General features: G+C 47.3%; 25 protein-coding genes. 15 read left to right on the top strand and 10 right to left on the bottom strand.

From position 1 onward, the window contains the following. Nucleotides 1–129 precede the first annotated feature (129 nt). Nucleotides 130–1239, top strand: a complete 1110-nt coding sequence (locus MCON_RS01205; RefSeq protein WP_013718232.1) for a hypothetical protein — start codon at nucleotides 130–132, stop codon at nucleotides 1237–1239. Nucleotides 1240–1249: 10 nt separating this feature from the next. Continuing rightward, the gene (locus MCON_RS01200) at nucleotides 1250–1735 is read left to right on the top strand and encodes a hypothetical protein (protein ID WP_013718231.1); all 486 of its coding nucleotides are present in this window, start codon (nucleotides 1250–1252) and stop codon (nucleotides 1733–1735) included. A 60-nt stretch (nucleotides 1736–1795) separates the two neighbouring features. Here the strand turns inward: MCON_RS01200 and trxA are convergent, their stop codons facing one another. Continuing rightward, nucleotides 1796–2203: a thioredoxin gene (gene trxA, locus MCON_RS01195; RefSeq protein ID WP_013718230.1), complete on the bottom strand. Its 408-nt coding sequence runs from the start codon at nucleotides 2201–2203 to the stop codon at nucleotides 1796–1798. A gap of 2 nt (nucleotides 2204–2205) precedes the next feature. Beyond that, entirely contained in the window at nucleotides 2206–2784 is a 579-nt protein-coding gene (locus MCON_RS01190; RefSeq protein WP_013718229.1) for a DUF1638 domain-containing protein, read from the bottom strand. A 110-nt stretch (nucleotides 2785–2894) separates the two neighbouring features. On the opposite strand from MCON_RS01190, the gene MCON_RS01185 reads away from it, so the two are divergent. The 3 genes from MCON_RS01185 (at nucleotide 2895) to MCON_RS01175 (ending at nucleotide 5926) form a co-directional block, all read left to right on the top strand. After that, nucleotides 2895–4760: an alpha-amylase family glycosyl hydrolase gene (locus MCON_RS01185; protein ID WP_013718228.1), complete on the top strand. Its 1866-nt coding sequence runs from the start codon at nucleotides 2895–2897 to the stop codon at nucleotides 4758–4760. A gap of 151 nt (nucleotides 4761–4911) precedes the next feature. After that, the gene (locus MCON_RS01180; protein ID WP_013718227.1) at nucleotides 4912–5412 is read left to right on the top strand and encodes a GNAT family N-acetyltransferase; all 501 of its coding nucleotides are present in this window, start codon (nucleotides 4912–4914) and stop codon (nucleotides 5410–5412) included. A 13-nt stretch (nucleotides 5413–5425) separates the two neighbouring features. Beyond that, the gene (locus MCON_RS01175) at nucleotides 5426–5926 is read left to right on the top strand and encodes a GNAT family N-acetyltransferase (RefSeq protein ID WP_013718226.1); all 501 of its coding nucleotides are present in this window, start codon (nucleotides 5426–5428) and stop codon (nucleotides 5924–5926) included. Between the two features lie 92 nt (nucleotides 5927–6018). On the opposite strand, the gene MCON_RS01170 is transcribed toward MCON_RS01175, so the two are convergent. Next, a complete protein-coding gene (locus tag MCON_RS01170) occupies nucleotides 6019–7113 on the bottom strand; it encodes a right-handed parallel beta-helix repeat-containing protein (protein ID WP_013718225.1) in 1095 nt (364 codons plus the stop codon). Nucleotides 7114–7343: 230 nt separating this feature from the next. Here MCON_RS01170 and MCON_RS15915 point away from each other — a divergent pair, with 230 nt between their 5' ends. From MCON_RS15915 to MCON_RS01155, 4 genes are all read left to right on the top strand, one after another. Then, nucleotides 7344–7496, top strand: coding sequence for a hypothetical protein (locus MCON_RS15915; RefSeq protein ID WP_157863610.1), 153 nt, complete (start codon nucleotides 7344–7346; stop codon nucleotides 7494–7496). Then, entirely contained in the window at nucleotides 7465–7704 is a 240-nt protein-coding gene (locus tag MCON_RS16385; protein ID WP_162144981.1) for a hypothetical protein, read from the top strand. The genes MCON_RS15915 and MCON_RS16385 overlap by 32 nt, the downstream gene beginning before the upstream one ends. Nucleotides 7705–8159: 455 nt before the next feature. After that, nucleotides 8160–8945, top strand: coding sequence for a tetratricopeptide repeat protein (locus MCON_RS01160; RefSeq protein WP_013718223.1), 786 nt, complete (start codon nucleotides 8160–8162; stop codon nucleotides 8943–8945). A gap of 538 nt (nucleotides 8946–9483) precedes the next feature. After that, nucleotides 9484–9840, top strand: coding sequence for a VOC family protein (locus tag MCON_RS01155; RefSeq protein ID WP_013718222.1), 357 nt, complete (start codon nucleotides 9484–9486; stop codon nucleotides 9838–9840). Between the two features lie 215 nt (nucleotides 9841–10055). Here MCON_RS01155 and MCON_RS16475 read toward each other — a convergent pair whose 3' ends face one another. After that, on the bottom strand, nucleotides 10056–10193 hold the full coding sequence (locus MCON_RS16475; RefSeq protein WP_193373738.1) for a hypothetical protein: 138 nt from the start codon (nucleotides 10191–10193) through the stop codon (nucleotides 10056–10058). Between the two features lie 381 nt (nucleotides 10194–10574). Between MCON_RS16475 and MCON_RS01145 the strand changes: the two genes are divergently transcribed. Together MCON_RS01145 and MCON_RS01140 are read left to right on the top strand one after the other, a co-directional pair. After that, nucleotides 10575–10931, top strand: coding sequence for an IS110 family transposase (locus MCON_RS01145; RefSeq protein ID WP_048131641.1), 357 nt, complete (start codon nucleotides 10575–10577; stop codon nucleotides 10929–10931). After that, entirely contained in the window at nucleotides 10918–11820 is a 903-nt protein-coding gene (locus MCON_RS01140; RefSeq protein WP_048131640.1) for an IS110 family RNA-guided transposase, read from the top strand. Before MCON_RS01145 ends, MCON_RS01140 begins: the two co-directional genes overlap by 14 nt. Nucleotides 11821–11899: 79 nt before the next feature. Here MCON_RS01140 and MCON_RS01135 read toward each other — a convergent pair whose 3' ends face one another. Beyond that, on the bottom strand, nucleotides 11900–12334 hold the full coding sequence (locus MCON_RS01135) for a hypothetical protein (protein WP_013718221.1): 435 nt from the start codon (nucleotides 12332–12334) through the stop codon (nucleotides 11900–11902). Between the two features lie 100 nt (nucleotides 12335–12434). Between MCON_RS01135 and MCON_RS01130 the strand changes: the two genes are divergently transcribed. Continuing rightward, nucleotides 12435–13745, top strand: coding sequence for a transposase (locus tag MCON_RS01130; RefSeq protein ID WP_013718220.1), 1311 nt, complete (start codon nucleotides 12435–12437; stop codon nucleotides 13743–13745). A 200-nt stretch (nucleotides 13746–13945) separates the two neighbouring features. On the opposite strand, the gene MCON_RS01125 is transcribed toward MCON_RS01130, so the two are convergent. The 4 genes from MCON_RS01125 to MCON_RS01110 all read right to left on the bottom strand — a co-directional run bounded on the left by MCON_RS01125 (nucleotide 13946) and on the right by MCON_RS01110 (nucleotide 17316). Then, the gene (locus tag MCON_RS01125) at nucleotides 13946–14899 is read right to left on the bottom strand and encodes a clostripain-related cysteine peptidase (protein ID WP_013718219.1); all 954 of its coding nucleotides are present in this window, start codon (nucleotides 14897–14899) and stop codon (nucleotides 13946–13948) included. A 7-nt stretch (nucleotides 14900–14906) separates the two neighbouring features. Further along, nucleotides 14907–15560, bottom strand: coding sequence for a hypothetical protein (locus MCON_RS01120; RefSeq protein ID WP_013718218.1), 654 nt, complete (start codon nucleotides 15558–15560; stop codon nucleotides 14907–14909). Nucleotides 15561–16006: 446 nt separating this feature from the next. Continuing rightward, a complete protein-coding gene (locus MCON_RS01115) occupies nucleotides 16007–16816 on the bottom strand; it encodes a CPBP family intramembrane glutamic endopeptidase (protein WP_013718217.1) in 810 nt (269 codons plus the stop codon). 8 nt (nucleotides 16817–16824) lie between these two features. Continuing rightward, entirely contained in the window at nucleotides 16825–17316 is a 492-nt protein-coding gene (locus MCON_RS01110) for a deoxyuridine 5'-triphosphate nucleotidohydrolase (RefSeq protein WP_048131638.1), read from the bottom strand. A gap of 159 nt (nucleotides 17317–17475) precedes the next feature. Here MCON_RS01110 and MCON_RS01105 point away from each other — a divergent pair, with 159 nt between their 5' ends. The 3 genes from MCON_RS01105 to MCON_RS17025 all read left to right on the top strand — a co-directional run bounded on the left by MCON_RS01105 (nucleotide 17476) and on the right by MCON_RS17025 (nucleotide 18877). Continuing rightward, nucleotides 17476–18240: an S-layer protein domain-containing protein gene (locus tag MCON_RS01105; protein ID WP_013718215.1), complete on the top strand. Its 765-nt coding sequence runs from the start codon at nucleotides 17476–17478 to the stop codon at nucleotides 18238–18240. Between the two features lie 62 nt (nucleotides 18241–18302). Continuing rightward, nucleotides 18303–18692 (top strand): VOC family protein, encoded by a 390-nt coding sequence (locus MCON_RS01100; protein ID WP_013718214.1) that lies wholly within the window; start codon nucleotides 18303–18305, stop codon nucleotides 18690–18692. Further along, the gene (locus tag MCON_RS17025) at nucleotides 18689–18877 is read left to right on the top strand and encodes an Nmad3 family putative nucleotide modification protein (protein ID WP_048131636.1); all 189 of its coding nucleotides are present in this window, start codon (nucleotides 18689–18691) and stop codon (nucleotides 18875–18877) included. The genes MCON_RS01100 and MCON_RS17025 overlap by 4 nt, the downstream gene beginning before the upstream one ends. A gap of 30 nt (nucleotides 18878–18907) precedes the next feature. Here the strand turns inward: MCON_RS17025 and MCON_RS01090 are convergent, their stop codons facing one another. Beyond that, nucleotides 18908–20599: an IS1634 family transposase gene (locus MCON_RS01090; RefSeq protein ID WP_013718213.1), complete on the bottom strand. Its 1692-nt coding sequence runs from the start codon at nucleotides 20597–20599 to the stop codon at nucleotides 18908–18910. Nucleotides 20600–20625 lie beyond the last annotated feature (26 nt).

Genomic DNA, 20625 nt, shown 5'->3' with positions numbered 1-20625 from the left:
CCGTTGGCCGTTGTTGGCAGAGCTCTCTTGAGCTTTCTGCCTTCTGCCGCGCCGGCCTCATTCCCTCACTTCGATACGTTAGTTTTAAACCCATTCAGAAATGACAGGTTGCCAGGCAGGTTTCGTCCCATGAAAATATGCTCTATCTGTTCTATCCGCCATCTTGCGGCATTAGCCCTACTGATGGCCCTGGCCGCAACCGCTCAGTCCATAGAGATCTTTAGCCTCTACTCCAATATCGACTCCGCCGATATCACACTGGTGGGAGGAGGAGAAGGGATTCTTCAGATGGATCTGACCCAGGACAACAAGGTTCTGAATAGCAGAAAACTGGATATCGATGGCCCCGGCACCTATGTAGTGCGCTGGCCAAATCTCAAAGTCGATAAGGGAAGCTATTCGGTCTGCGCAACTCTGCGAGATGATGGGACGAAGGACAACAGAAGCGATGATGCGGGCGAGATAAAGGATGGTGCGGTGCAGTCCCGGAGATGCTACCGGTTCTATTATGGCGGAGTTGAGCCGGTAAGGTTTGATGTGCGCGATTTTCGTTCCGATTCCCGGGGCCTTCACCTGGCGATAAGCGCCAGCGATCCGACCATTGTGGACATCTATTACATGCTGGTTCAGGGAGATCGAGCGCTATATGTAACCCGGGAGAGGGCAGTGCCCATCTCTGGGCTCATGTCCATGGCCGTTGAAAAGGACTACAAATGGAAGCCCATACTGGAGAACGGCCAGACATATGAGGGCCGGGTCAAGATTGTGGAGCTGAACCACAATCAGACCAGGGCCTTTATGAACCCATTTGTGGCGATTGAGGATGCCCAGATAACTGAGACCTATCAGGATGAGACAGGGGCAAGCGCCACCGTCATGGGCGACTCCCGGGTTCCTTTTGAGGGGCTCCTCAGGTTCACCCTCTCTGGTGGGGGAGAGGTGCTCAATATCACCGAGAAGAAGACCCCCGTTCTTCTCTCCGGGGATGATGAGACGGTGGAGATCACCTGGAATTCTACCCTCGAGCCGGGGGTCTATCAGCTACAAACCGCCCTGATCGGGCAGGATGGCAGCATAGTAGACCTGCAGGAGAACATCATCGAGGCCAAGCCGATAGTAGTGAGAAGCAATGCGGATGAGACAAAGAGCTCAGGCCTTCCAGCCGGTCTCGCTGGAGTGGCAATGCTGGCCATAATCCTCTTCCGAAGAATGAGAAGACAGGGCCAATTGATGAATTAGAGGGTATGACATGGTACATGCTGTCTTCTGCCTGGTGAGCGCCTTGACCATCATGGCGGCGGTCGTATCCCTGGCTTATGCGGGGGAAGTGCCGAAGGGCGACGAGAATATGGCCCCAAATATGACATCCAATATCACCTTGAACGCCCAAGGAAGCATCGCATCGAATGAGACCAGGAATGCCGCCGAAGATGTAAAAGTCCTGCGCGCTGGAAGCGAGAGCATCAAGGCCCCAAAGGCTTTGGGATGGAAGAGCAGCCGCCGAACGGCTGGCATCAAGATTGGCCTTGAGACGAAATCCGAACTCAACCTCAGCCAGCGGCAGGGATCGGTATCGAAATTCAAATTCAATTCAGATATCTACACCCCGTTCTTCATCAAGAATCAGTACATGAGAACCAAGCCCTCATATATAACTCCGGATAATCTCTCCACCAGAGAGGTCTACAACGTCTCCGGATATCCACGAGTAATGCTTTCCGGCAGCATACCTTAGGGGGGCAAAGGATCTGGGCAATCGCATTCATGCAAAAAAAAGACGAATCAAAAGAGACCTTCAGAGGTACTTTTGAATCTTTGCCACCAGCGAGGGCTTGGGATAGGCGCCCACAAGCTTATCGATGAGCTTTCCATCCTTGAAGACCATCAGGGTGGGTATCGCCGAGATCCTGAACCTATTGGCAGTCTGAGGATTCTCATCCACATTCAACTTGCCAAAGACCACCCGTCCCTTCATCTCTGCAGCCAGCTCCTCGATGATCGGGCCGATCATGCGGCAGGGGCCGCACCACTCCGCCCAGCAGTCCAGGATCAGAAGAGGGTACTGGTTTGAAGCGGCATCAACGGTTGCATCTGTGACAATGATCGGCTTTCCTGGCAGCTCTACGGTTGGCTCATGGGGTTTGTTAATCTCGCTCATCATCTTCTCCATTTTCTTTTTCTTAATCTCTTCCAGCTCGTCCAAGCTCAATCCTCCAAGCTCTTTATAGCTTTGATGATCAGTGATTTGAAGTGGTCCAGCTCCATGGGCATGATGGTGAAGGGAAGGTTGGTGAAATCGAAGAACTCCAAGAGCTCCTCTTCCCTCTCCTGAGCATCTTTCATAGTATCGATATAAACCGAACCCTTGAATGAGCCCATATGCAGGCGTGCTATCTCCGGATCCCAGCCCAATCGCTTGAATATATCCTTCCAGGCATCCAGCCAGCCTGGGGAGAGGTAGAAGAAGAGGCCCTCGCGTGCCTTCTTCTCTACGGCCTGGCGGGATATGAAGGCATCCACACAGTTCTGACAATCCATTAAGGCGGCATGGTAGGGTTTCAGGATCGCATCCATCTTGGGATGGCACTGTCCATAAGCCACTATAATCCCCTGGCTGCCATCCGATGAAGCTCTCTTCAACTCCTCTTCCAGGGCATCCTTAAGCTCGTCGAAATCAACATGCAGGCCAGGGCCCAGGTAGCGAGCTTTAAAGGGAAATCCGAGATCGGCTCTCAATCTCTCGATCTCATCCTTGAAGATGCCGCAGGCGATGATTGTGTACATGGCTGGAGCGTTCTATATCATCTATAGGATAAATCTGTGATCCTCGATACTGCATTAATCATTCATAATCTTTATCTAGAATAAATGGCAAGTGCAAGTGTCAGAGCCTCATGAATCTATTGCCACTGGGAAAGTTGGGGGCCAGATGCACGCCAGAGGGCAGAGCAGACTTTGGCGTATTCTTGCCCTGGGTATCGGATTCAGATGGAGTTGGGCTCGGGGTTAAGCTCATCCATGAGAATGACCAGTTCCTTCAAGATGTTCCGGCAAAGACCTTCGAGATGGAATGCTCTATTGATCCGAATTATGGAGAATACTGGCACGGCCAGGTGGAGATAGACGCCTCTGAGAAGCCCCATAAGAAATCTGCCTGGGGCAAGCCGGGAAGATATGTATACCGCTATTTTCTGGAGAGAAGGAATAATGAGCCCATCGACTGGATCATAGACCCCTATGCCAGGGAGTTTGGCATCGGGAAGCTTTCCGCTTTTACATTAGGCTACGAGCCTCATATCTGGAGCGATGAAGAAGAGCTATGGAAGACTCCCAGGCAAGAGGATCTCATAGTCTATGAGCTGATGATCAATGAGTTCGGCGGGGACATGAGGACTGCCACCCGCCATCTGGAATACCTGCAAGACTTGGGAGTCAACTGCATAGAGATCATGCCGGTCACCAATATATCCAACACCACAGACTGGGGATTTCTGCCCATCGGCTACTTCGGGGTGGACGAGAGGTTTGGCAAAAGAAGAGATATGCAGAGGCTGATCGACTCCGCCCATCAAAAAGGGATAGCTGTGATCCTGGATATGGTCTACGGCCATACGGACAGCCTATTTCCCTACTCCTACCTCTACCGAGAGATGGGCTTTGGGGAGAATCCGTTTCTGGGGTCCTTCGCCAAAGACCTCTTCGGAGAGAGCACCGACTTCAATCGAGCCCTAACCCGGGACTTCTTCTATACGGTCAATCACCACTGGCTGAGCACCTATCACGTGGATGGGTTCAGGTACGACTGCGTTCCCAACTACTGGGACGGACCCACGGGCCTGGGTTATGCCAATCTGGTCTATCAGACCTACAAGCTGGTCTTTGGAATGAGAGGATCTCAGGACCATTGGCAGAGGTTCTTCGAGGGGGATGAGATCCACCTTATCCAGTGTGCAGAGCAGCTGGAGGAGCCGGTGGAGGTGCTGGAGAAGACCTACAGCAGCAGCACCTGGCAGAACCAGACCTTTGATGCTGCCATTGCCGTGGCCCGAGCCGAAGCCAGTGAATTAGCGGGCCGTCTGACCTATCTTGGCCATCGGCTGGGCCTTGTCGGCTATCCAGCGAAGGAGAAGATCAATGAGGACACCATCCAGAAGAGCGCCCTGCAGTATATTGAGAACCACGACCACTACCGGTTCGTCTGCAACTTCTGCACCATCAGCAGGGATGACAACGATCTACTGAAGGAGGGGGACAGAAGGTATTGGTACAAGGTCCAGCCCTATCTGATAGCGATCATGACTGCCAGGGGGATTCCCCTGATCTGGCAGGGCCAGGAGCTGTGCGAGAACTACTTCCTCCCGGAGAGCGGCATGGGGAGGGTGGTGATGTTCCGGCCGATGAGGTGGGACTACTTCTACGATCCCATTGGAAAGAGGACCATCTGGCTGACCAGAAGGCTGATGAAGCTGAGACGGAAGGCGCAGTTCCTGAGGGGGGAGCACTGGTTTTATGATGATCCTGAGAGATACCAGTCCCGAGGACTGCTGCTCTTCTCCCGGCGGGCAGGTGACGCTTTCAGCCTGGTGGCCCTTAACTTCACAGATAGCGATCAGAAGGCATACTTCTCCTTCCCGCTGGGAGGCGATTACTATGAGGAGATTCATGGGGAGGACAGCTTCAGGGCAGGGGCAGGGGAGTGGCTAGAGATCTGCATCCCCAGCAACTACGGGAGGATCTGGACCGTCGAGGGCGGTGAATGAAGATCACTCGCCTGGTAGACCAGGTTGATCACACCCTGGGCCGACACGGCTCGGACGATATGAGGCCGGAATGAATCAGCAGCCTGGATGAGTCGGAGGGAGGGACCCCCGGACATTATTTATGCGAAGCTGAGTATTAGCCCCCGATACAATGAATAAGCCCTTTCCCGATCCATCCCTCGGCATGAGGCATGACCTCCATCCAGGGGATATCGGATATATCATATACATGCACGGCATCTTCCATGCTCTCGAGCAGGGCTGGGACCATACGTTTGAGGTTTATGTGGCTGTGCCTTTGGCGGAGTTTGCCCAGTCCAAATCCAGCCGGGAGAAGATATGGATCCTGGAGGAGGGTGATCGGATCGCGGGCTCGGTGGCCATAGTCAAGCGCACAGAGGAGGAGGCTCAGCTTCGCTGGCTTCTCCTGGAGCCGGAGATCCGGGGGCGAGGAATTGGCAGGTGGCTGGTAGAAGAGGCCCTGGATTTCAGCCGGGACATGAGGTATGAATCCATTGTGCTCTGGACGGCAGAGAGCCTTCCCATAGCAGAGAAGCTCTATCGATCGGTGGGATTCGAGCAGATATTGAGGGTTCGGCATGAGAGGTGGGGAAGCATTGTGAACGAGGTTAAGTACAGGCTAGTTCTTTAGCTGGAGGGGCAAAATGAAAAAACCTTTTCCCCATTCAACGATCTCTGTATGCCACGATATTTGGCCGGGGGATATTGGATATATAACTTACATGCACGCCGTTCTTTATGCTCCCGAGCAGGGCTGGGACTATACCTTTGATATTTATGTTGCTTTGCCCCTGGCCGAGTTCGCTCAATCCCAATCCCCGCAGGAGCGCATCTGGATTCTAAAAGACGGTGATCGGATTGCGGGCTCGATGGCCATAGTGAGGCATTCGCAAAAGGAGGCCCAGCTTCGCTGGCTTCTCCTGGAGCCGGAGATCCGGGGGCGAGGAATCGGCAGGTGGCTGGTTGAAGAGGCCCTGGATTTCAGCCGCATCTCTGGGTATGAATCGATCTTCCTCTGGACGGTGGAGGCCCTTTACATAGCAGCAAATCTCTATCGATCGGTGGGATTTGTTCAAAGGGAGAGGCTGACTCATGAGATCTGGGGGAGCACGGTAACCGAGGTCAAGTACGAGCTGCCATTGTAGGCACCTTTCTGGCCTGCTTGGAGAAAGGATGGAGAAACGGCCTGGGCAGCAAAAAAAGAGATTCGTCGCTCCATCTCCATCCATTGCTCAGGCTAACCTATTACCATGCCCTTATGTGTTATCTTGGGCTTGATCAGATCGCTACTGGGAGTCATCAGTGGATGGTCATCCTGGCCATCATACTCAAAGCTGTAGCTGGCATCGCCCAGGCCGTTGCCATCCGAGTCATTGCCCTTATAGTCAGACCAGTAGTTTCCCAATAGGCCGGTGTAGCTCTTGCCTGCAGATGAGTAGCTGATCTGTTCAGGAGAGTGCCAGATGTTCTCTGAATCAGAGGACAGGGCATTCTGGAGGTTATCTATAAAGTCGTTCAGATAGATTGTGTTTTGGTTTGATTCGCGCAGGTAGATCCCGATTGAGTTGCCTGTCACATTGTTCTTTGTCACTGTATTTCCCGAGCAGCCATTGAGAAGGCCGATTCCCTCCTCTTTGCTGCCAATGGCCCGGTTCTCCTGAATGATGTTATCTCTTGAGCCCTTGATGGCGATTCCATGATCGTTGCTCAGGGCGGCGTTATTGAGGATGGTGTTGTTGTGGGAATAGTAGAGGTATATGCCCATGGATGCGCCGGATGCAGTGTTGCCCTCGATGATGTTCTCGTCCGAGTGGGCCAGCATGATGCCGTCGCTGGAGAGAAGGCCCATCACCCCCTGGCAGCGGACGGAGGCATTGTTGTTGACGATCTTATTTTTATCTGAGACCATGAGGTAGATTGCAGCTCCACATGCCTCTATGGTGTTATTGCTGATCGTGTTGTGGCTGGAGGTGACGTCAATCCCGTCTCCATTCGGGTTCACTATTCTAAATCCGCTTATCTGGCTGTTGTTTGCGGTCATGAACACCGATCCGAGGATAGATCCGGCGTCTATTACCGGCATGCCCTCTCCAGAGTCGATGCCCATCAGGGCAACCTCCTTTTTAATATCCAGGGTTCCCTGGTAGGTGCCGCTCATAACCTCGATGATGTCGCCTGTGCGGGCCTGATCGATGGCCTCCTGAATGCGTTCCCCAGGTTGGACGGTGATGGTGGCCGCCAGAGCCGATCCGCATATCAGGAAGAGAATCAGGATGAGAGATACAATCTCCCCCGACCTCTTGATACCAGAGCAAAAAACCTTCTTTATCATCGATGTTATCTAGACGGCAGGGAATAAGAAATTTTCCTCTGGACAGGGGGTTGCAGCTGATCTGGAAGGAAAACACGACGAGATATCGCAGGAAGCACCATTTCCATGCAGAGGATCGAGACGTCATAGTTCGAATTGTAGGCTGCTCTGAAATCCTTGCTTGGCGACATGTCTACTATCGTTGGCATTGATGATCAAGTCTTAAATAGCATGAGACGAAAGCTATACATATGCTTGAGAGTCTGGAACGCAAAGACCGAAAGCGACCCATTCCCTACGAGTCTGATGTTGAGAAGACCGATGAGGAGATTGTAGAAGGCTTGATGGAGATAGCAGCTCTTTCGCTTACCGATGTACTGGAAGATGAGCCAGCGTATGAATGAGGATTTTAAAAAAGGTGATATAGTCTTAGCACCTCTTTCCTATTCAGATCTGGTTAATGACAAGCTCCGGCCTTCGCTGGTTTTGTATCATGATATCGATGTGAGGCAACTCACTGTAGCATACATATCAAGCAAAGTTCCCGCCAACCCAAGCCTTTGCGATATTGTGATCTCGCTGGGCACTCCTATGAGCATTAGGGGGGTCTAATATATCCTTCTGTGGTTAAGGTCCATTGGATCACTATTGTCAAGAGAATCATGGTGGAAAGGAAATTGGGCGAAGCCAATGAGGAGCTGAGAAAGAAAATAAATAAGATTTTGCCGCAGGCCCTTTCAATCTGAGAACGATCCGATGAGCATTCCAAAGCATGATGACAGCTAGACAAGCTATGAAGGGGTGGATTGAGGGATTGATATTGATATTGAAAACATGAACATGTGCAATCTTAGGCGCCATAGTTATTGGAACTATCTCACCCCAGCGCCAGATCGAGGCCACCCACCATCAGATAAATGCAGGGGATACTACGATCATTAAGGGCTCCGCAACCAGAAATCCCAATAACTGGATTTTCGAAAGTGGCCCCGAATCATAACCTGACAATGCACAATACCCTCTCAAGTCCGATAATCATATCTCTTTCGAGCGCGTATAAGACCATCATGAAACTGATTTATCCCTTATTCATTCTTATAATAGCGATAGCGGCGCCGTCAACCTGTCAAGAGAATGCAGAGGAATGGCTGGAAAGAGGCAATGAGCTCTTTAGCCAGGGGGATTACGAAGAGGCCATTGAGGCATACGATGAAGCCCTCCGGCTGGATCCAGAGAATCCCGTGGCATGGAGCAATAAGGGCACAGCACTCATCAATCAGAGAAGATACGAGGAAGCTATACAGGCCTTTGATGAAGTCATAAGGATAGACCCAGAGCTTGCTAGTGCCTGGAGCTATAAAGGCGGCGCACTCCATGAGCTGGGGGAATATGATGAGGCGATTGTCGCTCTTGACCAGGCCATAGGTCTGGAGCCGGAGAATGGCTCGATCTGGAGCCTTAAGGGATCTGCTCTCTATTTTCAGGGAGAGTACGATGAGGCCCTCACTGCGATTGAAGAGGCCATAAGGCTGGAGCCGGATAGTACTATTGCCTGGTCCCTTAAAGCTGATATTCTTTATGAACAGGGCGATTACCAGGAGGCCATAACTGCAGTCGATGAGGTCATAAGGCTGATGCCAGACTATCCTGCTGCCTGGAGCAATCGGGGCGAACTTCTCTGGCGACTGGAAAGGTATGATGAGTCTTTGGAGGCACTGGACAGGGCGATCCAGCTCGATTCCGATCTTGCCGACGCCTGGTACAACCGTGGCGAAGCCCTCAAGGCTCAGGGTCGGGACGAAGAGGCAGATGTTGCCTATACCAGAGCGAAAGAGCTGGGGTATTCCAGTTGAGTCAAGAACGGCAATCGATGCATCTCGATAGGCCAACTCGGGAAGTCCCCATCCTTTAGAGAGGTCTCCCGGATTGCGAGTCCGGGGGAGTTGCGACGAAGTCGCAACAGGATGAAAGCGGAGTCCTTTGCCCCAATTACATTCGTCCCGCATAGATCACCTATATATCCCGTCATTCCCTCCACTTAACTAAGACATGATTCCATGCAGGCTTCAAGTGCTACTTGGATGATCGATCACTTCTCTCTCGGGGAGATTTTGGATTCGCCAGACAATTCCACAGAGTAGGGAGGGAACACCCCGAATCTGTCCAATGAGATCTGAACCTCTGCATCGCGAATCTGATGTAAGTTTGGGCCAATGAAACGGAAACCGAAAATTCCCGCGAAACGCGCCCCGATGCCAGAGGGCTATGACGGCGTAAAAACGAAGAAGCAGCAGGGAAGCCCCGGCCTTTAGGCCGTGGGAGGAGTTCACAACAAGAAGATCTACGAATATGATGGAATTAAGAGCTTTATAAAATGGTGAGGTAAGATAAATGACAAGTATTGTACATTTTGAGATACCTGCTGACGACATTCAGCGAGCAAAGACCTTTTACTCCGACCTTTTTGGATGGAGGATGGAGAGCATGCCTGGGATGGATTATACAATGATAGACACCTTTGGCGCACCTGGTGGAGGCATGATGAAGAGGATGCATCCGGAACAGCAGATCATAAACTACATAGGAGTGCCGTCGGTTGACGAGTATGCGGCGAAAGCGGAGAAGCTGGGCGGCAAGATCATAGTTCCCAAGATGTCCGTCCCTGGAATGGGCTACTTCGTGGTCTGTCTGGACACCGAGAATAATGCCTTTGGAATCTGGGAAATGGACATGAAAGCAAAGGAATAATCGGATCTATCATCCGACTCCCATTTTTCTTCCGATGGCCCACAGGAATAGCCTGGAATGGAACTTGAAGAAGAACAGAAGGCTAATCTCTGCCGGGCCTCACCCACATAATTCGGATTCAGCAAAGAGCCTAAAAAATCTCTGCCACATCGGGCTCATCTACATCCTGAAGGTCTTCGGGATGTGCTCTGCTGCCAAAAAAAGAAAATATGGATCTACTTGATCTTTTTCTGGAGCTTCTTGAGCTTCTTCTTGGCAGATTCGCTGCCTCCAGCTGCTTGCTTTGCAAGCTCCTCTGCCTTGGCCTTCTTCACTTTGTTCAGCTTCTCCAGCTGTTTCTTGCTCACGGGCATGCTGTCACCTCTTATTTCGCCTCTGGCAGACACTTTAGATCTTTTCCTTTTTAAGAATATCCCTGCATTATTTCTGCCAGCCAACCACCAGCAGGAAGTTCAGCAGGACATCAGAGATATTGAATAAGTCCACAAAACCACAAAACAGCATGATTCTTTTTTTTTGAAGGCAGGCTTTGGAATCGCACCCGAAAGATGAAAAACCAGGTAGACTCCATAGACGAGGCTGATATGGGCAGTGAAGGCCGATGTGCCTTGGGGCTTACAGCCCGTCATAAAACCGGCCAAGACTATCGAGCACCCGAATGCGTCCTTGAACGTGAATAGCAATGCGAACCCTTTAAGGGAACTTTAATCTGCCCATATCAGATGAGGGAATAAATGAAGAGACAAGAGAATAAAGCTTGTGGTGCAGATATTCACAAGAGATTTTTGATGGCCTGCATTCTCTCCAGGGACGGCTCAAAAGTCCTAAATCGGTTCGATATGACCGTAGAAGGCGTTCTTTGTTTCGCATCCTGGTTGAAGGATAATAACTGCAAAAAGGTAGCAGTAGAGTCTACAGGCAATTACTGGCATTTAGTCTACCAGGTATTAGACGACGAATTTGAGTTCATCCTAGGAAATGCATTCAAAACTCGTCGTCATTCTGGTGCTAAAACGGATAAACGAGATGCAGAATGGCTTGCGGAACTGTGTCTAAATAACCAGATCGAACCCCTCAATGATTCTTCCTAAAGAAGATCGCGAACTAAGGGCGCTAACCAGGGCAAGAAAGGGCTATGTTGATTTCAGGTCTAAGCTTAAGGCCAGAACCATTCAGGAATTGGAGGCATGCACCATTAAGCTTGCATCAGAACTCTCAGATGTTTTCGGGAAGTCTGGAAGACACGTTCTTCAAGGACTAGTTGATGGCAGAAGTGCGGATGTCATAGTCGAGTCGATACCCTCCAAGAAGGTGAAGAAGAATAAAGAGATGATCAAGCAAGCCATTATAGCTGGCCTTTCACCAATCAGCATTTTCCTCATAAAATCTCATATTCAAATGATAGATGAAGTCGATAAGAAACTCGTGCAGTTGGATGCACAGATCAGCAGACTTCTTAAGGCGAGAAAAAGGGATGTTGAGATCGCGATGTCTATTCCAGGAATTGGTTTTGTATCCGCGGCAGCGATTCTATCTGAGATAGGAGATTACAGGAATTTTGCATCTGGGAAAAAGTTAGCAGCGTTCTCTGGACTCGATCCTTCTGTTTATGAATCTGCAGGAAAAAGGTATAACGGCAAGATCACTAAAATGGGATCAAAGTACCTCAGAAGGATGATAATCGAGTGCCCCCATGCATTATCAAGGACTAAAGCCAAGACGCAATTAAAGAGGTTCTTCTTGCGAATTATGGCCAGAAGAGGGAAAAATATAGCTACTGTTGCTTTAGCCAGAAAAATGCTGGTAGTGCTACATCATCTCCTCATCAACCAAGAGATGTACAAAGATGATGGCTTAGCCAAGCCAAAGAATGTTAAGGTCAGCTTTTCGGAAGAGTCAAATTATCCCAGCTTAGACGAGATGATTGAGGTGTTAGTTGGTGCAGGCTACTTTGTTAAAAAAGATTCTCAAGGGGGGTGAAATGAACCCCTTGTTATCCTTTATTAGATGTTTTTCATAGCAAAGACACATTAAATATAAAGATAGATAAAATTATAGTTTAATTATTCGGCCTGTACTCTCCTTTTCCCATCAAATCCTTCATGGTTTCATCTATTAATCCTATGAGCGGACTATTTACTGCATCTTGTCCTAGAGTGCACAAAGCATACATTCCGAGGAACCAAGGCCAAAAACCCATATCCGATGAATTTACAGCACGAAGATATTGGGGATCAAATTCAGCAGGATCAGGACAGTAAATCGATATGCCAGCTGGCATGCCCTTACCGCCGGGCACATCGGATGCTAAAATCAGCCCGGATTGCTCGAAGAAATCCTTTAAAGACCTTGCCGCTACGCTTAGATTGTATGGTATTTGGCAATCTAGGAGAGATTCGGCAATATTCTTTAGGTCTCTATAGCCCTCTCCAAAATTGAATGCATTCTCAATGCACGATTTGATCACATTTGCTGCCTCTTTATCGTTTCCCAAGTATTTTGGGCACAATCTCCTAAATAAGTGATGTAGGCAGGGCACATTCTATCACAAGTTATTAATATTATGATAATCATGTACCCTGTGTGACCCTACAATGACTGAGATGCAATTAAGCTTGATAAATTTTCCGTATCGTGAAATGCTTTCAAATATCTTCCAGGATTACTCAAACGACTTTGAATTTACTGCGAGCGGTATTTTTCGGAAAATAGTGCCGCCATTATGTCCCGAATGTGGCCATCCAATGAGCCATAATGGTTTTAACACCTGCCAGAAGAGACATCTCGGAGGGGCAAACGTCGGGAAATATTTATGTGGCGCTTGCGGGAAGTCAACCGAAGAAGATCGAGACTTCTGGATCAAGCTAAAGACAGACTTCTTCGGGATTGTCACGGAAATCTGCACACGTCTGAGGCTTAATCACGTATCTTATGAAGTGATAGAATCGATAATGGGCTATCTGTATCCTCGGGATAAAGATACCATCCGGAACATGGTCCAGTGCGCGATTGAGGAGACAGATGTCCCTTCGGTCAAAAATATCCAGTTCGTGCATTATGACGAGCAACATCCCAAGGCAGGACGAAACCAAAAGTATCGTTTGACACTCCTTGATTCGGTAACAAGGCAAGTAATCGCGGATGAGCTTTTCGATTCAAAAGATGCCGATACTATCGAAGGTTTCCTTCGAAGAAATCTCGACACTCAAAAGCAGATATTTATTGTCACAGACCTTTACAGAGGATACAGCAATGTTTTTAAAAGAGTATTCGGCAACAAGGTAATCCATCAATTCTGTTTGCTCCACTTGAATAAGCTCATAGTCAATGATTTTCCTCGAAAAACAAGCATCGAACAGGAATTGCTTAAATACAAAATGCTTAACATATTTTTTAACCGTGAACTTGAGATTGAATTCCTTTCCACCTTGATCGAAGAAGAGAAAATGATGAGACAGAGAAGCAACAAGGAATACAAATCATGGATTGCAGAAGCCAAGCACCTATTTTATGATTTTGTTCGACGTCTGGAATTGAGACGTAGAAGAGAAAGCAAAAACCTTGAGCAAAGAACTTATCATGAAGCTTTAAATAATTTTAAATTTTTAAAGATGCAATCCGACTCGTTTATGATATCCGTTAGAAAGAGGCTGGATAAAATCGAAGAGCTTTGGCCAAACCTTACAGCATTTTACTTTACCGATAATGCCCCGGCTACAAACAATCCCATAGAAAATTACTATTCAACAAGTCTCAAGACTCATAGAAAAAAACAATTAGAGGAACCAGGAATCAAAGAGCAGATAAAGCTCTCTGCGCTAAAGAGAGCAGGAGTCTTTGGAAGGCCTCAAAAGTCTCTACTCAATGCATTCTTTATGTTCATTCCTTTTCTAGATACGGGTTAAAAGATTCGGCATCGCCTAACCAGATTCTAAAACAATAGCGTTAGCTTAGTAATTTTTTTTAAAATACAAAATTATTTTATAAATTATTCTGATAAATTTGCTTTAATCAAACCAAATGGGCCGATTTGTGTAACCACATTAGCAATAATATCATAAATGAGACAATCTATCGCTGGTAAAAAACAAATTTCACTTGATTTCTAGATAGTGCCGTATTTTGTCATTTTATTTGCCAAATTGTATATCATTTGATTGAGGCCTTTGAGCTCATGGCAATCCAAGGCAGCTTGAGTAATTACTATATTACCAAATTTATTTTTATAGTAATCTTTTGTTTGATTGATTATATTTATGGCCATTACGTTAGGATCTATATTGGGATCCGCTTTTAATTTCTGCAATATTTTATCATAAGGATAGCCCGATCCGGGGAACACATCCTCAGAAGTGACAATTATTTCTGATAAATCTTTGAAATGATTGATTGCCTCGATATTTCCCATAAGGCATGCATCAAAGGCGATTATGTTAATCTTTGATTTGTTTCCATCATTGATCGAATCCTTTGCCATCCTGTTCTGCAATCTTTTTTCATTAATCGCCTTGATTGCGCGATCATAGCAGTATTTTAAATGCGAACCGTCATCACCTGGGGGGAGAGAGAATCTGCCTTGCTCAATATACATCTTCCCTATGGCATAGTCCTCCAAAGCGCCTTTCCATCCGAGTCCATGACCCGCCAGTATAACAAGATTATTTTCTGCAGGATATAAAATTAGGTTATTGCTTATGACCTCTTTCAGGATTTTCGGTTCGCTTGCTGATAGCGTCAAAAACCGAAAGATGATATCCTCTCCAAGAGGCGTCCCTTTATTCAATCTGGCAAAGAATGAATCAGTGATTAGAGGACCAACGAAAAATACGCAAATGTTTACATTTTCATCCGATCCAATCGCTTTCATCTCCAGAATATCCTCGAATAAGTGAGCTGCCAAATCGCAGTTGGCTGCCATATATATAAAAACCGTCCATTTTGCTCTGCGATCAATCGCATTGAGGTTCCTATCAGATATGTTAAATGAAAAGTCCTCGGGTGATAGGATTATACTCTGGGGCCGGCCATTCTCATAGGGATTGCCATTATCCAGTAACATAATTACACTAGTTATATATTATTGCTTTAGCCATATCTTTATTGAACTCAACAACAGTTCCTTGAGCAGACCTTACCTTATATGCTTCGTCTGATACTGCGATCAATTTAACAGGATCTGTCTTTCCTGTCGACTCATTAACTGAGATAGAAGCATTCTTATAGTCTGGAGATGAGTTATCAGAAACTAAAAATTGAACTGTCTGTGGCGCTGGATCTTCTTCCTGAAATGATGTTCCCCCAAGGAATAATACAATCGCTGAAGCAGCAATGCTCATAATAAATAACCTTCTGCTCCATATTAGCTTGTCATATTTTTCCTTAATCCTTTTTTCTATAAAATTTTTAACATCATTGGGATCATTGACATATATGCGGGATAATTCGCTGAAATTTATGCTGGAGGCAAAAAAGATGCAAACCAGCCAAAGGACAATAGGGATTGCCATAATCCCCAATCCAAGATATGAGGCGTTTTCAGGAAGCTTGAACAATGTCAAAGCCCCTGTATATACCAGCAATAGAGACGACCCCAGTGTTGCCAATCCTTTTGCATCTTCGTTGAGCGTCTTCAGTGTATCCTTACGCATTTCCTTCCCTAGCGTTACCCACTCAACTTCTTCGATGGAGGGAACCTCTCCTATTAATACTCCATCATCCATTTAACCGCCTCATATATTTTATCTCAGGCTAATCATCGAGTTCCAGATGGATCTTATTTGGATGGTTCTTAGGACAATATACTATCATATCCCTCGAAACCGCCTTCTTTGAACCCCGTGCAATAGTATCTCGATCAATCTCTACCTCAAAAATATCTCCATTGCATTGTGGACATCTTACCTTCATAAATGCCCTTTAGAGCTTTAAGCATAAGAACTTATTGAGATAAATAGTTTGGATGATATTAATAAATTCTGGTGATAATATATCTCTAAGGCATAAAAAAAAACGAATACATTAGAGCCAAATCTGCAAAAAGATGAATACAAGCTAAGCTACGAAGCCTGCCACAGTACAATGGATGATCACCAAGATCCAGAAATGCGCGAGATTTACTTTAGAAGGCCTAAATCAGCACCCAATGTATTCTCCCAAAAATATCTCCTCAAGCCTTTGAACGGGCATATCTGTAATCAGCCAGGGTCTTGGGCCCCCATAGGATTACCACAGCGGCAGCCGTGACTGCCAGAAGGAAAAAGGCAATGATTGGATCGTAATAAGAACCATATATGGGGAATAAAACCAATTCGCTGAGGTTGACGCTGGCATGAAATGCTATCGCTGCGAACAGGCTTTTTCCTGTGTTGTTGTATATCCAGACGATGAGAACTCGCAGCATAACTGCGGCTTCGCACTGGCCCAAAATCCAGAGTGGTGCATTATGGCCCTGAATATAAGGGATTGCATGCCATATCGCCCAGATTATCCCCAGGATGATGCTGGCCTCCAATGCAGTCCGGCGAGCCTGCAATGGGTCGGTAGCATATCCCGTCCAGCCGATCTCCTCCCCCACCCCGCCAACGAAGAAGAGGATGAAGAATGCTGGCAGCGCAATAAAAGTGAACTGGGGATCAGGGACTGGCATCCCGGTCAGCTTCATCACCGTATACTCCAGCGCCATGAGGAGGGGCATCAAAAAAAGGATGGGCAAATACCAGACCTTCGATTTGATTCTTCCATAATCAAAGCATCTTGAAAACTGCTGCTTTATGCCGTTGGATCCTTCCTCTCTGTAGACGAGGATCAGTGCTGCAGCCATCGGACAGACGAGCACGAGTGCGCCTGCAGGCAGACTGAAGGGAAGAGGAAGCTCTTGCTCAGCCATGCCACCTGCCAGCCAGAATGGTACTGATAGTGCGAAGAGCAAGATGAAGAACTTGAGAGTGGACCTCTTAGCTGATCCTGGGGATGTCATCACCTACCTCAAATGTTCTCCCCCTGATACCTCCCCTCATACAGCTTCTCCGCCTCATTCTCCAGCCTCATGAACACCAGCTGCATCAGCCGGGCGTTCTTCTTCAGCCGCAGTCCAGAGGGATTATGGACCACGAGCAAGCTCTGGCTGCGCCCCCGGTATCCCGGATCCCAAAGGGCAGTCTCCAGGCTAGCCCCGCAACGCAGGAGGGTAGAGCGGGCCCTTGCCAGGGCAGCCACATCTCCGGGAATATTTACGATCTCATTGAACGTCACCAGATAGGCTCCGGCGGATAGATCGATCCAGCCGGATTGGTCGAAATCCAGTGGTGCCGTATCCGGCAGCTTTCGTTCACTATTTTCAAAGGCCACCGCCCCGGAAGATGTGAAGCGCTCTATCTTCTGAACTGTCAGCTCCATACCACACATCTGAGTCTGAGTCTTCGAGTCGATCATGGCCTCAATTAGGCAGGATGCATCATTACCAGTAATAATAGTAATAAGGACACCTCAATTCGTTAAATTCATTCTCATTAAGCCTAATATGCATCATACTCTAGCATATCTATATATTCCTTAAATCTGTGTCGCTAGGTATCTTCCTTTAGATCCAGTATTTTTGAAGCCCTCAAATACGTTTGTTGGAGCATCAAGATAATCATGCCCGCGAACGAAGTGGATGATACTTTCAACTACTCCAGTCCAGGAACATCGCAAGAAATTAGAGTTCACTTCAAGAACTCATTCAGAGGTGCAGATCAGAATCTGGCTACAATAGATGGCCTGTGGCAGACTTCAGAGGCTAATCCAGTTAAAATGCTGATCGCCGACTCCCAATCCCATACTGTGGCTTCAGGGACGCTTATGGCATTGGAAGAGGTATATGAGCTGGTGATCCAGTCCATAGATATCGATGGAAATAGAGTGTACCTGGAGCTCTACAAAGATGGAATTGTTATCGATTCCAAGATAATCATGCCCGCGAACAAAGTTGATGATACCTTCATCTACTCCAGTCCAGGAACATCGCAAGAAATTAGAGTTCACTTCAAGAACTCATTCAGAGGTGCAGATCAGAATCTGGCTACAATAGATGGCCTGTGGCAGACTTCAGAGGTCGATCCTAATCCAATATTGATTGCCGACTCCAGATCCCGCACAATGAACTCCGGGACGCCTTTAGGATTGGAAGAAGGATATGAGCTTTTGATCCAGTCCATAGACATAGATGGAAATAAATTGCACCTGGAGCTCTGTAAAGATGGTATGGTGGTTGATTCTCAGGTGATCATATCAGAGAAAGAGGTTGATGATACCTTCATCTACTCCAGGCCAGAAACATCGCAAAAAATTAAAGTTCGCTTTAAGAACGCTTTCAGAGGCGCAGAACAGAGCTTGGCCACAATAGACAACATCTCGCGGTGAATCTAATGGATGGGGGAGCATAGATCGTAAGTTAAATAGCATAGATAATAGCAAGGTTAATTATGAAAATCATATACACCAAAGTATTCGTTAACGATCAGGATAAAGCCCTGAAGTTTTACACACAAATCCTGGGCTTTGTGAAGAAAAGCGACATTGGCGCGGGGGATTACAGATGGCTTACCGTTGTCTCGCCTGAGGATCAAAACGGCACCGAGCTTATACTTGAACGGAATGATAATCCAGCAGCAAAAAATTATCAGAAAGCAATTTTCGAGCAGAGCATTCCCGCGATAAACTTCGGCGTTTCTGATGTCCACGCAGAGTATGAACGACTGAAGAATCTCGGGGTGAAGTTCACAATGCAGCCGTCAGAAGTAATGGAGAATGTGACCATAGCCGTCTTCGACGATACCTGTGGCAACTTGATACAACTACAAACGATAGGATGAGGAGCGCTTTAATAATGAAAGTCATCTTGAGCAGAAAAGGATTTGACTCCGAGTTTGGTGGGTATCCCAGCCCAATCCTTCCAAATGGGCAAATGATCTCGCTCCCTATTCCCGATCAAAATGAAGAGCTAAGATACTCAGATGTTATGGCGGGTGACTCGACTTGTTACGATCTAATGACCTGATCAGCGATGACTTCCTCCCTACATCTCTCGTTAGCCGACGAGTCGAGTCTCCTCTTTGAATAACGCACTCATTCCGATCTCCTTTAATCTTGCAGAAACAGAATCGGTCATATTGAGATACCATGTTTTGACCTCGTTGCCAAATCGAACCTCGACTCTTTGCACCACGGCCAGATCCCGCAAAAACATATCCGCGCTCTCCCAAGATCCTTCTTTGCCAGAAGCCTCTTTGAGCTTCCATTGAAGCACAGCCAACAATCGATATGCAAGCATGCAGACGAAAAGGTAAGCTTTCACACGATGCTCCAATCTGTGTCGAACAGGTTCGACCTCTTCATGTGTTTTCAAAACACGAAAGACTTTCTCTATGAAGTCCTTTTCCAGATACATGTTCACAGCATTATTTGCATTTAATGAGTAATCAGTAGATAATATGAGCCATTTTCCATCATATTTTTCCGCAGATCGGAGTCTCTGTCGATCATAACTCCATTCAATCCTAGGCCCGTCTTTTTTTCTGCGCACGCTGGCATCAATAAAGCCAGACCACTGTCCGACTATGTTTTTTATTCGATCATGGAGTCGTTTTTCGGACCAGTCTTTTCCAGTCTGGCTTAGCTCGTTGAGGCTTTCTCCGATTACGGAAAGCGCTTCATTTCTTGCATCAGCATCCTTCACGCTTCTTTCGCGATTGGCATAAACGATTGTAGAGCGTTCTTTTCCGAAAAGTTCATTTTCTGTCTTTATCGCATAGATATGCCCCGCATGACTGCTGCGGACAAGCGAATCAGGGCTAATTGGGATTTTGGTTTTGCCGATGATTTCTTTTGCTTCTTTCGATGTTTTAGGTACGCCGCATATCAGTTTCCACCCAGACTCATCTACCATTTGCACATGTTTTTTTGATACGTTTCCGCGATCCCATATTAGAGTTCCAGGTTCAATGGCCATTTTAGATAAGCGATTCAGCAGGTTTTTCACTGTGGATATGCTGTGACGGCTTCCGTTGTACACAAAATGCGAAAGAGGATATCGATCTCGTTTTGACACAAGAATCGCGAGGTTAGCTTGACGCCGACGAATTCTATCAGGATTATATCCAAGCTCAGCAAGAGGGCAACTAACTCCGAAAAACAGCAAAGTTGTAAGGTCGTAAGCTAATGTCTCTTTTTCATCGGCAGGGAGTGGATGGCTTTTTCGCCATCTATGGTACAGAGCGTCATCTATCCTCGAACTCAAATCGGTAATAGAAGCTGCGGTCTTGTCTTCCTTGCATACGAAATCAAGTGCAAAAAGGAATGCATCCTTTGTGAAGACATCTGCGGGAAGACCTGCAAGATGCGGGAGATCTGTAGTTTGCACCCATCGCTCAAGCATAGTAGCACTATCTGGGTCGATCGCACGGTTTATTGCCCAAACAGTCAGCAATTTCCCTGGAGAGACGCCGTTTAAGCCTGAATCGGAGCAGCAGATTCCGTCGATTATCTGGATAAAACCAAGATCCTCGGCAATCGACCAGAGCAATTGAACGTCACCTGCTCGATATGATCTGGACAAATCAAGTCGATCTATGACCTTCTTACGAGGTTTATAGGTATCGGATTTGGCATCTTCTCGTCCAATATAGCGCACGAACTTACTGACTACTTTTCCCTCTTCCCTTGTGGTTTTGTATTCCTCAAGGTAAACATGACCTCCTCGCTTGCGCCTTTTGATAGCCATGTGGGGAGTATACTCCCTACAAGCAT

Origin of the sequence: Methanothrix soehngenii GP6 (genome assembly GCF_000204415.1) — an archaeon.
Lineage (GTDB): Archaea > Halobacteriota > Methanosarcinia > Methanotrichales > Methanotrichaceae > Methanothrix > Methanothrix soehngenii.
The sequence above is the reverse complement of the archived record's forward strand: the minus strand, read 5'-3'. Positions and strand labels throughout refer to the sequence as shown.